This window comes from Methylophilus sp. 13, from assembly GCF_015354335.1.
GTDB classification, from domain to species: domain Bacteria; phylum Pseudomonadota; class Gammaproteobacteria; order Burkholderiales; family Methylophilaceae; genus Methylophilus; species Methylophilus glucosoxydans.
This window is the reverse complement of the sequence record NZ_JADKYR010000003.1, coordinates 516,245-531,008: the sequence shown is the minus strand read 5'-3', so window position 1 is coordinate 531,008 and position 14,764 is coordinate 516,245. Positions and strand designations below refer to the sequence as shown.

Here is a 14,764-nt window from a genome sequence, read left to right as displayed (position 1 = left end):
CATTGGCTAATACATAAGAAAAAATAAGGGTAACCAAGTGAATAAAATTAAAATTTTTAGGCAAAGTAAAGTGATATTGATTGGTGCTTTACTTTTTCTGATTTACATAAGCTGGTATTGCTATGAGCGTCCACATTTTATAAAAGTAGATGCTTGTACAAAGTGGAATCTTGATACAAATAAGAGCAGAACAACTTGCAATAAAGTCCTTCACATGCAGATTAGTCGAGAGTTTGCGCCAATAGTTGATGAACGAGGGGCTCTGGACATATTTTGGATTAATTTGTCACGCGTGAAAATCTTTGATGATGCGGTGATGTGGAAAAACGATGATGATATGAATATAGACATTCACTTTTTTGATGAGTCCAAAGAGCAATGGTTTGCTCATGCTTATGAGATGCACGCAGTATTAGCGAACCCAATTATTGTTGACATACCTGAGGGCGATGGATTGTTAGTTAAATCAGAAGATACTCATCGCTATTCAAGCACTGGGGCAGGTTTTAGCTACATTATTCCAAAAGATGGTGGTAAAGATGTTTGGATTAGTTGCGCAATGCCTTATTACATAGGAGGCGCAGAACTAAAAACCGATGTGGGCTGTAATGTTAATTACTTCATGCAACAGGGTTTTTATATCAGCTATCAAATGCGCAGAAAACATCTTTATCGTTGGCGAGAAGTGAACCAGAAAGTTATTAAGCAGGTTGAACAAGCGATTTTTAATCAAACTAAAAACTCAGGAGAGAGATAATGGCTACCTTAACGCAAACCCAATACCAGCAACTAAAAACGAATCTAGATAACGATGACCGGGTAGCTTTTTATGTAAATTTGTATAAATTTACAGGTAGTGAGTCAGCATTACTGATGGCGCAAATATCATCTTCTAGCAATGTTGTAGGAGGAATCGCTTGGTCAGTCAATGATCAAATTAAGGCTATTAACCCAAATCTCTACACTATTGATGTTGGGACTTTTTCTAGAGAAATCGCACAAAATGATTTTAATCTGATTCGGCAACTATCAGACGGCAAAGCGATTGTACCGCCAGACATAGATATGTTACTTGGCGCTAGAAAAGTTTGGGATTCCAAGGGATTAGGTCAATGGTTCCCAGGAAATGGGATGATCGGTGGAAAAGAAATACTTGCTGGAAATTTTTCACTTGGTCTAAGCTATATTAATGAATGGAAAGCTTTTTGGCCAATAGTTGGTCATGCTGCAATTGAGTTTATCGGTGAGTTGGGAAATAGTACTACAAATTATTCTAAATCAATTCAAGAGTTTATTACCAAGAATCCTGGATCAACATACAATGTAGTCAACCTACCTATATCTGGCTATCAGACTAGTAAGGGGTTGGTTCAAGTGTTTGATGCAAATGGAAAGACTTTAGGGGCATTTCCATTTGAAACTCGGTTGTTTGGTAGCGGTGGGTATACATCTTTAAATGATGTGCTTAATGGATTGCCAGCAACTGATCCTAATTACCATGAAACCAAAGTAAACCTTTCTGTAAATTCCACAACATTTGAATCTGGGAACGCAAGTACTAAAGTTGTCACAGTAGACAGCAGACAAACGTTAGTCAGCTTTACAGATAAGAAAGTAGATGGAAGCGTAGTATCGAAGGTTCAAATGTTTAGGGATGGTGTCCCGATAAATAGTACTGGCGGCAACACTTGGACCGTCGGTACTGGCGCTAAAGGCGATTTAATCGCCGCTGCTGCCGGAATCACAATAGATCAACTTCAAGCGGCTAATCCTGGAGTCAATGTAATAGATCCACCAGCAGGTACTGTGCTCAACCTCCCCACAGTTCAGAACGGCTTGTTGGTAAGTACGACTGCTACAGCTCCTAACTTCAATGTTACACAAACACCTACAGCTTCCGAAGCCGCTGCTGCTGCCAACGTAGCCGCTGGCCTTGCAGTCGTCAAACCGGTTGCCACCGTGGGATTCAGCGACAACACTCTTAACGGCAGTAGCTACATTGACGTTTTGAAGGGCTTAACTGCCACAGATGGTATCCGTGTAGGTAATACTAATCCCTACAATATCGTTTTAAGTCCGAATGGCACTCTGACCCCGATTTCTACGCTGCATGGTACTCCAAGCGGTCCTAGTACTCCCATTAATCAATATGGCTCACCTGTAGGCGTATTCAACGGTCAGGCTGTTTACGCACCTAACTTTGCTGTAAACAACAGTGTGTCTTCTACCCTTAAAGGTAGCTTCACCTATGTTGACCCGCTGATTCTCGACCTCAATGGGGATGGTGTACAACTCACTTCATATGCTGAACGCAATGTCTTATTTGATATTGACCGAGACACAAGTGCCAGCAAAGAGCAAACTGGTTGGGTGAAAGCCAATACCACTACCGGCCAGACTTTTAACACTGATGGCATACTGGTACATGACATTGATGGCGACAACAATATTGATGGTATTCATGAAACGCTCTCTGAGTTTTACAACGTGGCAGCAGGGGGTAATCGAGCATATAACAATGGCTTTGAGGCGCTACAGAGCCTGGACAAAGGCAATGGCACCGTTGGCAGTGCAGGGTACAAGGACAATATTTTTGATAATAAAGATACTGCCTACTCTCAGGTACGCGTATGGATAGATGCCAATGCGGATGGGGCAACTGACGCAGGTGAACTTAAAACGTTGGCTGAACTGGGTATTACCTCGATTAACCTCAGTTCAACGAATCAGTCAGGCCTCGTCAATGGCGGTAATCAGGTACGCGCCAGCGGGACCTTTGTCCAGAATGGTCAGAGCAAAACTGTGCAGTCGGTAGATTTTATTGCTAACCCTGCCGGTTCTACTTTCACTATTGATGCGAATGGTGTCAAGATCAGCACCGAAGCGCCTGCGAATGGTCAGGCTGTGACTGCTTACAGCACGTCTATTACCACTGGCACCACCCTGAATGCTGCAACCTTAGGTGTTAACAATTTATATGGCAATAGTGGGAACGATACTCTGATTGGTGATGCTTCCAATAACTGGTTAGCTGGAGGACAAGGCGCTGACACCATGAATGCGGGTGCAGGCGATGATGTCCTGTTATTCGACAGCCTTGATACCATTGATGGCGGCGATGGCAATGACATTGCGCAAGTGATAGGAGATGAGGGGGTGACGCTTAACCTGACACAAAGCCATATTGAAGTGGCTGTGGGCGGCCGTGGGAATGATATCTTTATTGGCGGTGGCCGTAGTAGTGTGTTTGTTAAAGCTGGCGAGGGTGATGACATTATCATCGGTGGTGCAGCTAACGATGTACTCTCTGGCGAAGATGGGCAGGATCTCATTGATGGTGGTGCTGGTAATGACTTGATCCGCGGTCATCGTGGCAGGGACCAACTCATGGGCGGTGCTGGCGACGACATTATCGAAGGCGGACAGGACGATGACAGCTTGTCAGGTGGCGACGGTAACGATGTGCTTAATGGCGGTCAAGGCGATGACAGTATAGATGGTGGTGCTGGTAATGACGTTGCAGAGTTTTCTGGCAGTTATGCCGAGTATCGGGTAACAAAACTCGAGAATAATAAGTACCGGGTAACTGATTTGCTGGGGCGTGATGGCACTGACACGCTGACCAATGTTGAGAAGCTTTCCTTCAAGGATGTTTCGTGGGTTGACCCTGATCTGGCAGCGCCTATGCCAGTGAAAGATATTTTGGACAAGAATGCCAGCGGTACAGCATTTACTCGTAGTGGAGTACAGCTAATCAATGTATCTCAGTTGCTGGGTAATGATATTGATCGCCAGAATGATGCGTTGCATATTACTGTGATTACTGATGTTCAGGGTGGCACTATCGTGGGTAGCTATGATGCCACGACAAAAGAGTGGACGCCTACTATTACTAATGGCGAAATACAATTTATCGCGGACCCTAATTACAAAGGCATCATGGGTTTCAAATATAGCATTGCTGATGCAGCGAATAATGTAACTCAAGTGATTTCTAATGGTGCATCGGCAACTATGAAAGCAGCAGTTTATTTGCGTACACCAGATGTGCCACTTGATCCCTTAGTAGTTGATCAATGGTATTTAAGCGAAGCGAATATTATTCCGGTTTGGCAGGATTACACTGGTAAAGGTGTAAAAATTGCTCAGTTTGAACCAGGTGGTGAGTTCTCTGTTGGCCCCGAAATCTTGGATGTGACCCATCCTGACCTAAAGCCAAATCTGGATCAAAATTGGTTGTCGAACCCTAACAGCAATATCCCGCAGACTTATTCAAATCATGCCACTATGGTTGCAGGCGTAATCGTCGGTGCGCGTAATGGTGAAGGCGGCGTAGGTGTAGCATACGATGCAAAAATTTCCGGGCATTATATCCAAGGCTCTGGTCTCACCATTCCGGCAATGGAGCAAGAAATTACTAATGCTTTGGCAACCTTCAAAAACTATGATGTTGTAAATAATAGCTGGGGTGCTGTATCCAACTTTGATATCAATGTCGTCCCAGTTGGATTGTTACAAAGTGGAATTCTGGATGCAGTCCAGAATGGTAGAAATGGTCTTGGCACTGTCATTGTGATGGCCGGGGGCAATGACCGGCAAAAAGGCGGAAACACAAATACAAATGCATTGACTGCTAACCGTGGTGTGATTGTGGCTGGGGGTATCAATGCGGCTTCAGATTTAGGCAGCTTGCAAATTGGCGGCACCCCGTTCTCCAACCCAGGTGCAAGTATTTTAGTATCCGCACCTGCATCTAATATTGCATCGTCAAGCCGGTTGATAGAGTCTGATAGTGGTTCTACTTTTGGTTCTGACTACAGTGCAACTCAAGGTACCAGTTTTGCAACGCCGATTATTTCTGGCGTAGTTGCTTTAATGCTGGAAGCCAACCCCAATTTAGGCTGGCGAGATGTACAGAAGATATTGGCGATTACAGCTAAAAAGGTGAATGATCCAAACACGGATACGGTTTGGAACGGCGCTACAGACTGGAACGGTGGCGGAATGCATACAAGCCATGACTATGGGTTTGGCGAGATTGATGCCAGAGCGGCGGTGAGATTGGCTGAAACTTGGATCGGAGGCAATCATACAAGCCTCAATGAACGACACTTGGTGAGTGGCGAAGGCAGTATGAATAATGCCGCAAACCTGAATGTTGCAATTGCAGATGGTGCAGTCATTACCCGTACTTTGAGTATTGGTGCGGGCTTGCGTGTAGAGCATGCGACAGTCAGCCTGGATGTTAACCATTCAAACTGGGGCGATTTAACGGTGGAGTTGATTTCACCGACGGGTACCAAAAGTATTTTGTTAGCGAACACCGGGACTTATACGGCGAACCCTGGTGGTGAAGTGGGGGACGGCAGGCTGACTTTCGCTCTCGATACCACCCACAGCTACGGTGAGAATGCACAAGGAAACTGGCAACTTAAAATCACTGATCGTAGTGGCAGAGGCACTGGTACTTTATATGGCTGGAAAGTAGATGTCTATGGCAGTGACTTTAATGAGACTTTCAATAGTCGAGACAATGTGTATGGCGCAGCCCCGGTTATTTCATCTACTGCTGATAATGTCTATTACTTTACGGATGAGTTTGCAACGGCTCCTGGTGCTAGCCGAACTACCATTACGGACACCAACTCTGGATTGGACATTATTAATGCAGCGGCAGTATCCACGAACGTTACCATTAATTTGAATAATGGCAGTACTTCCACGATTGGTGGTAGAACATTCACTATCAACGGCAATGTAGAGCATGCATTTGGCGGGGATGGAAACGATACATTGATTGGTAACGCAGATGCTAACCGGCTAGTAGGTGGTCGTGGCGATGATAGTTTGAGTGGCGGAGCACAACTCGACTTTTTGGACGGTGGAAAAGGCAACGATACGCTCACAGGTGGGGCTGATCGAGACTTGTTTGTTATCCGCGCTGATGCTGGCTCACAAGACACTATTACTGATTTTAGTTTGGCTACTGCTGGCGAGAAAATTATTCTGATTGGTTTCTCTGGCCTGGAAGACTTTAGCCAGATCACCAAAACACAGATAGGTTCTGATGTTCGCCTGGACTTAGGCAGTGCTCAAAGTGTTTTGATCAAGAATATGACTTTGGCAAACCTCACAGAGCAGTCAGTGCTAATCCTGAAAGATCAGACTGCATTGGATCGTTACACACCTTACATGGCAAACGCGTTTGCATCAGGTGATGCGTCAGCACAGTCCTTACTTTTGCCAACGACCAGTGGAGATATGACTTATTACGCAATGGCAGGGAATGATGCTGTTGGTGCTGATAATAATCGAGATCTCTTAGATGGTGGGGATGGGAATGATACGCTTTGGGGCGATTATAGTGGGACCAGTGCTGGGAACGACTGGCTAGAGGGTGGGGCCGGTAACGATACTTTATATGGTGGTGGTGGCAATGATTTCCTGGTTGGCGGTAGTGGCAACGATGGTTTAGCTGGTAATGCGGGTGACGATATATTACTAGGCAACAGTGGCGACGATGCGTTATTTGGTGGCGATGGAGACGATCTGCTGGATGGTGGTACTGGACGTGATCTACTCTCTGGTGAAGCTGGAAACGATACCATTTATATTGATAACGATCTGGGCGAATTGAATATCACGACCAGCACTTTGAATTACGGCATGCTTGGTGGCGCTGGTTCAGATACGTACGTCTTGAAGAATTCAGCAGGTGGCTCTCAGCGTTTTGGTTTAACAGTTACTGGGGCTGGTACGGTAGTCACCTCAAGCAACCTGATCGGGGATTTTAATGTCAGTGAAGATAAAATTGATCTGAGAAACTATGCAGACATTACTAAACTATCCGATCTTATTATTGCTCAACCATTTACTTCTGGCTCTACAACAATTACCAGAATTGTTGTTGGTAGTAGTGCAAATGCGCCAGTAATTACACTTCGAAATGTCCCTCCAGCCAGCCTGACTGCCAGTAACTTTATCTTTGCAACAAGCGCAGAAATATTGGGAACTGCTGGGGATGATAACTTGGTTGGGGATAGTGGAGGAAATACGATTAATGGTAAGGCTGGTGCAGATAGAATGGAAGGACGCACTGGAGACGATACCTATATCGTTGACAATGTGAATGATGTTGTCATTGAGTTACCAGGTGGCGGATATGATGCAGTACAAGCATCGGTGACATATACATTGTCTGATAATGTAGAAATGCTCACCCTAACCAGTACATCTGATATAAATGGTACCGGGAATTCTGCAGCAAATAGGGTTGTTGGGAATGCAGGAAATAACATCCTAGATGGTAGAGAAGGCTCTGATGACCTTGTTGGTGGTTTGGGTAATGATACCTATATCGTAGATGTTGGGACTGATCGGGTTACAGAGAATACCAATGAAGGTGTCGATACTGTTCAATCATCAGTTTCCTGGACGCTTGGGCAGAATCTAGAAAACCTGACGTTAACCGGTAGCGATAACATCAATGCGACCGGTAATACTCTGAACAATACCCTGATAGGTAATGCTGCTAACAATATATTGGATGGCGCACAGGGAGAAGATGTCATGCAAGGGGGCGCAGGTGATGACACATACTTCGTAGATAGTACAAACGATACGGTCACTGAGAATTCAAATGAAGGTATTGATACAGTGTATACCTCTGTGAATTTGGGTCGTAACCTCGATGCCAACGTTGAAAACCTGATACTGTTTGGTAATGCTACAACCGCTACTGGAAACGGTTTAGACAATACTTTAATAGGTAATGACCTTGCAAATACTTTGAATGGAGCTGCAGGTGACGACACTTTAGATGGTGGAGCTGGGGTCGATATCTTAATTGGTGGTGACGGCAACGATACTTACATCGTGGATAGCACAACAGATACCATCACTGAAACCTCTACAGGTGGCGTAGATACAGTGCAGAGCAGCGTGACTTTCATATTAGGTGCTTCAAGTAATCTTGAAAATCTCATACTAACCGGAACTAACGAAGTAAATGGAACTGGTAACGCGCTAAATAACTTATTGATTGGTAACTCTGGCAATAACACCTTAAGCGGTGGTGATGGTAACGACAACCTTAATGGTGGTGCAGGTACTGACACTTTGGTGGGTGGCAATGGTAATGATACATACATTGTAGACAGCACCACAGACACTATCACTGAGACATCTACAGGTGGTGTTGATACTGTGCAAAGTAGCGTGACTTATACGCTTGGTGCTACTAGCAACCTTGAAAACTTGATATTGACTGGCTCTGCTGCAATCAACGGTACAGGTAACACCTTAAATAATGTCATTACAGGTAACTCTGCTGCGAATACATTGAATGGAGGCACAGGCGTGGATACCCTGATCGGTGGCGATGGTAATGACATATACATAGTAGATACCACTACTGACACTATCACTGAGACATCTACAGGTGGTGTTGATACTGTGCAAAGTAGTGTGACTTATACGCTTGGCGCTACCAGCCACCTTGAGAACCTGACTTTGACTGGCACAGCCGCTATCAATGGTACGGGTAATGATTCCAATAACGTTCTTATTGGTAACTCTGGCAATAATGTCTTAAATGGAGGAGGAGGCTCCGATACTCTGATCGGTGCTGCTGGTAATGACACTTACGTTGTTGGTCAATATGAAATTACCTCCTACTCATCTGCTGAGGTTGGAATTGACATTGTCATAGATAGTGATTCAACAGCAGGAAATAATGACACTGTAGAAGTCGGATTTGAAAACTTGCTGCAGGGTCAAGAGTACAGCAATGCTTATGGAAATTACACTTTCTATTTGAATGTTAATAGAAAGCTAACCAATGATAATCATGACAATTTAGAAATATCAGCAGAGGGTAGTTACATTACTGATTCTCCTGTCAGTTCATCAGAGTATTTCAGTAGATTATTAATCCAAGATCAGTTCAAAGAGTCATCAAAGATTGAACAAATAAAATTCTCTCCTACTGGAGAAGTACTTGCGATGCAAAGTTATCTAACACGGGTTGGTTATAACTTTATCGGCTCAGACAATAATGACACTATGTACGGAACTAGTGGTGTCAAATCAATGAATGGCGGCCTGGGTAACGATTTCATGTATGGTAATGAAGCATCCAATACACTTTATGGTGGCGCAGGAGACGATACGCTCTCTGGCGGTGCCGGCGATGATTATTTGTACGGTGGCGATGGCAGTGATACCTATGTCTTCTCACGTGGCGATGGGATTGATGTGGCCGCTGATGAACATTGGAATCCTGATTACACCGCAATTAGTGGCGGCTCATTTGAATCGCAAACTATAAGGGTCAATGCTAGCAGTAATGAAGTGAACTTGACCCGAACCGCAAATCTTTTTGCATGGGGCTCACAGCCAGCTCAAAAATCGAACTTGGTTGTTGAATTTATCAACAATACCGCGGATAGATTAACCTTTAACGACTGGTGGTCAGTAGATAGTTCAAATGCCAACAGAAAGATCGTTTTTAATGATAAGACGATTAATCTAGATGAGATTGAGATGACTTTAACTTTTAAACCATCAACAACAGGGGCGGATTTGCGTTATGGTTCCAATCGAAACGATACGATTTCCGGTTCATCTGGGAATGATATTCTTATTGGAATGGGAGGCGCTGACATACTGAATGGTGATAATGGTCAAGATAGGTTATATGGTGGGCTAGGCAATGATCAGTTATATGGTGGGCTAGATAACGATTATCTATATGGTGAAGATGGTAACGATTCGCTATATGGAGGTGACGGTAATGATACCCTGGATGGTGGAGTTGGCGCTGATCGTTTAGATGGGGGCACAGGCTGGAATACCTACTATGTCGATAATATTGGCGATGTTGTTGTGGGTAATGGGGAGGTTTATTCAGATATTCAAACCTATACATTGGCAAATGGACAAACCAATTGGGTAACTATCAGCAATAACGGATCAAACGCTCTAGGTAACGCTGAAGATAATACGATTAAAGGCAATAGCCGTTCGAATTTTATTATTGGCAATGCGGGCATTGACCATTTATCTGGTGGTGTTGCGGGGTTTGACATACTACAGGGAGGTGAGGGGAATGACTCTCTGGATAGAGATGTAAACGGCTGGTATACCAATGATGCGCTTGGAAATGCAATACTGGATGGCGGTGCTGGAGATGATTACCTTAGTTCCAGATTCATAGGTCAAACAGGCCAGCAAGCAGGTAATGATGCCCTTATTGGAGGAAAAGGAAATGACATTATCTATGCCAGCCGCGATCAAGATGGAATTCCTGGAGAAGATTCGGAGCAGCCCTATTATGCTGGCATGACAGGTAACGATGTTATTCTGTTTAATGTCGGTGACGGTCAAGATACATTGTATGCTGGCGATGGTCCAAAACTCACGCTTTCATTAGGTAAGCTTAGCAGCTATGACCAGTTGAGCCTCACTAGGAGTGGGAGCGATCTCGTGTTGAATGTGGGGGCGTCAGACAAGATCACACTCGCAGATTGGTATGCTAACAATAGTGCGGTGAACGCAAAGAGTATTGCTAATTTGCAAGTGGTTGCAGAGTCCTTAACCGGTTTTTCTACTCAAAGCTCTAACACTTTACGTAATAACAAGATTGAAAACTTTAACTTTGCTAACTTGGTAGCTGCGTTTGATGCGGCTGGTTCGATTTCAAACTGGCAATTAACGGAAACTCGCCTTTCAGCGCACCTTAAAACTGGAAGTAACACAGAAGCCATTGGCGGAGACATTGCTTACCAATATGGCCGTAATGGCAGCCTAACCGGCATGGGCTTGAATGCAACCCAAGCTGTATTGAGCGATGCCAATTTTGGTAAAGTGGCCCAGACCTTCAGTACTTCTACCATTGGGGCAAACGAAGCCATAAAACTGTCATAAATATGTCTTAACCTTTCTTACACCACTGAATGATTTCAGTGGTGTAATTTTTTATAGAGACCGAATCATGACAAAAAATAAACAGCTATCGGTAGAAATCAATCCACAAACCCTTAACTTCACCCCGCAGCTCCTGCATATCCAGCAAGCCCATCCTTCACCAATGCCTCGTATCGTATTGGGATTGATTTTAGGCTTGATGTGCCTGATGTTGGTCTGGGCTATCTTTGGCAGGCTGGATGTGGTGGCCGTGGCCGAAGGCAAACTCATCCCCGCCACGTATCTTAAAATCGTACAGCCTTCAGAAGGCGGCATCGTCAAAGATATCCGGGTGATTGAAGGAGAGCTAGTCAAAGCGGGACAGGTCTTGGTCGAGATGGATAGCCATGCCGCTGAAGCAGACAGCACCACCATCACCGATGCACTGAATTACCATGATCTCACCTTACGCAGGATAGCGGCTGAGTTAAATGGCACCGCTTTTCATCGCAAGCCAGGCGACGATCTTAACCTGTTTGATAAAGTCAATGCGGCTTATCTTGCGAATATCCGTGCCTATCAAGATGACCTCTCTGCTGAGCTTGCCAGCAAACGCAAAGCCCAAAGTGATTTAGCTGCCTCGCAAGAAATCCAGCGCAAACTAGAGCAAACCCTCCCATCCTATAAAGCGCAAGAAGCCTCTTATGAAGAGCTAGGCAAAGAAGGTTTTGCCGGCCAACTGATGGTCGATGAAAAAAAACGTTTCCGCATAGAAACCGAGCAAGACCTTGAAGCACAGAAGCACAACGCACAAGCCATCCGCGCCACCATTGCGCAAGCGGATCAAAGACTCGCACAGATCCGCTCAGACTACCGCCAAAAGCTAGAAGCAGAAAAGGTGTCCACCTTTACCGAAGAACAAAAGCTCAAACAAGACTGGGCTAAACAGTCACATAAAAATGGTTTGCTGCAACTCAAAGCCCCTCAAGCCGGTATTATCAAAGACCTAGCTACCCATACACCTGGTACGGTGGTTTCTCCTGGTACGGTGCTCATGACGCTCGTGCCTGTGCATGAAACCCTCAATGCTGAAGTTTGGATCAAAAACGAAGATGCTGGCTTTGTGCATGAAGGGCAGGAAGTCAAACTCAAACTCACCGCTTATCCGTTTCAGAAATACGGCATGATAGATGGGGTGGTGCAGCAAGTGGGGGCGGATGCGACCGAACAAACGCAACAGCGTAATAACCCCACAGAAGAACCTAAGACTCAGCTGCCCGCTAGCTATAAAACGCTGATCAAGCTAGACCAGCAACAATTGGCCGTAGACGGAAAATCTCTAGAGCTTACCCCTGGCATGCAAGTCTCCGCCGAAATTAAACTGGCTGACCAGACCGTCATGGAGTATCTGCTCTCTCCAGTCAGAAAAGCTTTTCATGAAGCGGCTAGGGAGCGCTAGGTCTTATTGATCTTGCTTTGATGTATGGGGCTTTGTTCACCGAGAGTGACTCGGCGGCACTCGGCCTCCATTGATCGCCTAATAATAAAAGACCATAAAAATGCTTAAATACACACGCATCTTAATAGCAGTTGCCTTACGGATAGTTGTCTTTGGAGTATTTCTTAGTACTGCCCCAGGCATGCTCTACGCTGAGTCAGCTCAGTTCGCCACTGAAGAACCACCTGCACAGACACCGCAGCCCGGAATGGGCCTCAAGGAAGTCTATACACTGGCCTTAGCGAATGACCCGACTTGGGCCGCGGCACGCTATGCCAATGTCGGTGCGCAAGAGAAACTGGTGCAAGGCAAGGCCTTGCTGCTCCCGACCATTAACCTCAATGGCAATCTGAGTCGTTCAGACACCAATATTCAATACACCGGCCAAACCGTCTTTAATAACAACAACCGCTCCGAGCGCTTTAATACCTTAAGCTACGGCATCAATATCAATCAACCTCTTTATCGTAAACAGAATGTCGTTCAATACCAGGCTTCTCAATTAGAAGTGAATGAGGCAGACCTGCAACTCCAGCAAGATCGGCAGGACGTCCTCATGAAAGCGGCACAAGCCTATTTTGATGTGCTGTTGGCCCAAGACAAACTGGTACTGAACCATGCACAAAAAGAGGCCATTGCCATTCAACTGGCCCAAGCCAAAGCTAACTTCAAAAATGGGGTATCAACTATCACCGATGTGGATGAAGCACAGGCTAAATATGATGTGGTGCAATCGCAAGAAATTGCGGTAAGCATCGAAATTGAAAACAAGAAGCAAGCGATAAAACTATTGACTGGCCGCTACCCGGCTAGCCTCTTCGGTATCCAGCCCAATATTCCACTGCAGCAACCCGAAGCGATTAAAGGCACTTCTAGCACCCCCACTCAGCCTGCTTTGCAACAGTGGCTGGACGTAGCCTTGCAAAATAACCTCACTGTACAGCTTAAAAAAGTAAGCTATGAACTGGCGAACAAGGCGGTCGAACTCAACAGCGCAGGCCATTTGCCGACCCTGGACGCTGTGGCCAATTACACCAGAACAGATGCCAATGGCGGTATCAATGGCTTTGGCAGTGATTTAAATAACACCACGGTGGGGTTGCAGCTGCAAATCCCACTTTACCAAGGTGGCTCGGTAAGCTCTAAAGTCAGGGAAGCCATCGCCAAACAACAAAAAGCCCAAGAAGAAATCGAAGCTGCCCGTCGTAAAGTCGAGCTTGATACCAAACAGGCCTACCTAGAAATCACGAGTAGCATCGCGCAGGCGCATGCTAACGAACAAACCCTGCGTTCAGCGCAAAGCCAACTCACCTCAACCACCAAGAGTTTCAAACTAGGTATCCGCACCAACGTTGATGTGCTCAATGCGCAACAACAGGTATTTAATGCCAAGCGAGAGTTGCTGCAAACGCACTACACCTATCTGCTGGGATTGCTCAAACTCAAATACAGTAGTGGCCTATTGAGTGAGGATGATCTGGATGAGGTGAATCAATGGTTGGCCCCGGTTTAGTCTTGCTGCTACTCCATCAAGAGAACGAGTTAGAATGGTAAAAAAATGCTGAATACACATCAGAGATGAATTCTGAATCGTAATGCTTTTTGAAAAAACAAAAAGAGGCCATACCCGTTAATTAAACTGTCGCGCCTTTTCTTGGGATAGGGAAATATGATGTTTCAAACTTTACGCAAAGTTGGTAATTCATTCGTAATGACCTTGCCAGAGGCTTTTATAGAGCAGAATGGGCTGAGTGTAGGATCGCAAGTGAAACTGCATATGCGTGGTGCAAAGATGATTGTGGAGGCCCGCAATACACCACGCTACAACTTGGTCGATCTTATGGCAGAAATGGCCGAGGGGTTGCCAAGTGTGGAAGGCTGGGAAGGTATGCCTTCCGTTGGTCAGGAAAGCCCATGATGGTAGAGCCAGTAATGGTGTGGCCAGGAATAATCCTAAGCTTAATTCATTCATACTTGCTTCGATGTGAGTTCCGAGGTCGGGTTATCCATTGAAATTCAGACGATAAATCGTTTTCACAATTAAGCAGTTGCATCTTATGTGCCGAATGATCGGCGATGCTGCAATTTATGGCAGCATTATGTTGTGATATTTGATGTTTTTAGAAGATGTAAATATCTGACAATAAGAGCTGATTAGTTGCGCTTTATGTAGGTGGGCACACTATGAATGAAAAAGCCCCAAATTCTTGGGGCTTTTTAAATGAATGACAACATATTTTATTCATTAAATTATTCTCTTAATTTAATGCTATTGGTCAGTTTGCTTCAACATCCCAACCTAAACATAGGAGACTTTAAAACATCCTTTCACAAGGGTAAATATCTTTGCCCACTATTTAA

The 14,764-nt window shown here is 45.0% G+C and carries 5 protein-coding genes; all 5 read left to right on the top strand.

Features of this window, described 5'->3' with window-relative positions; genetic code table 11:
- The first annotated feature begins 37 nt into the window (after positions 1-37).
- The 5 genes from INP77_RS10315 to INP77_RS10295 all read left to right on the top strand — a co-directional run bounded on the left by INP77_RS10315 (position 38) and on the right by INP77_RS10295 (position 14,321).
- On the top strand, positions 38-757 hold the full coding sequence (locus tag INP77_RS10315) for a hypothetical protein (RefSeq protein ID WP_194748929.1): 720 nt from the start codon (positions 38-40) through the stop codon (positions 755-757).
- Entirely contained in the window at positions 757-10,926 is a 10,170-nt protein-coding gene (locus tag INP77_RS10310; RefSeq protein WP_194748928.1) for a S8 family serine peptidase, read from the top strand. Before INP77_RS10315 ends, INP77_RS10310 begins: the two co-directional genes overlap by 1 nt.
- A gap of 67 nt (positions 10,927-10,993) precedes the next feature.
- Positions 10,994-12,364, top strand: coding sequence for an HlyD family type I secretion periplasmic adaptor subunit (locus INP77_RS10305; RefSeq protein ID WP_194748927.1), 1,371 nt, complete (start codon positions 10,994-10,996; stop codon positions 12,362-12,364).
- 181 nt (positions 12,365-12,545) lie between these two features.
- A complete protein-coding gene (locus INP77_RS10300) occupies positions 12,546-13,916 on the top strand; it encodes a TolC family outer membrane protein (protein ID WP_228518854.1) in 1,371 nt (456 codons plus the stop codon).
- 156 nt (positions 13,917-14,072) lie between these two features.
- Positions 14,073-14,321, top strand: a complete 249-nt coding sequence (locus INP77_RS10295) for an AbrB/MazE/SpoVT family DNA-binding domain-containing protein (RefSeq protein WP_228518853.1) — start codon at positions 14,073-14,075, stop codon at positions 14,319-14,321.
- The last annotated feature ends 443 nt before the right edge of the window (positions 14,322-14,764 follow it).

Excerpts from the sequence above, each read along its gene's own strand:
- INP77_RS10295 (WP_228518853.1), top strand. The coding sequence starts at position 14,073 with ATGATGTTTCAAACTTTACGCAAAGTTGGTAATTCATTCGTAATGACC.
- INP77_RS10305 (WP_194748927.1), top strand. The coding sequence starts at position 10,994 with ATGACAAAAAATAAACAGCTATCGGTAGAAATCAATCCACAAACCCTT.
- INP77_RS10310 (WP_194748928.1), top strand. The coding sequence starts at position 757 with ATGGCTACCTTAACGCAAACCCAATACCAGCAACTAAAAACGAATCTA.
- INP77_RS10300 (WP_228518854.1), top strand. The coding sequence starts at position 12,546 with ATGCTCTACGCTGAGTCAGCTCAGTTCGCCACTGAAGAACCACCTGCA.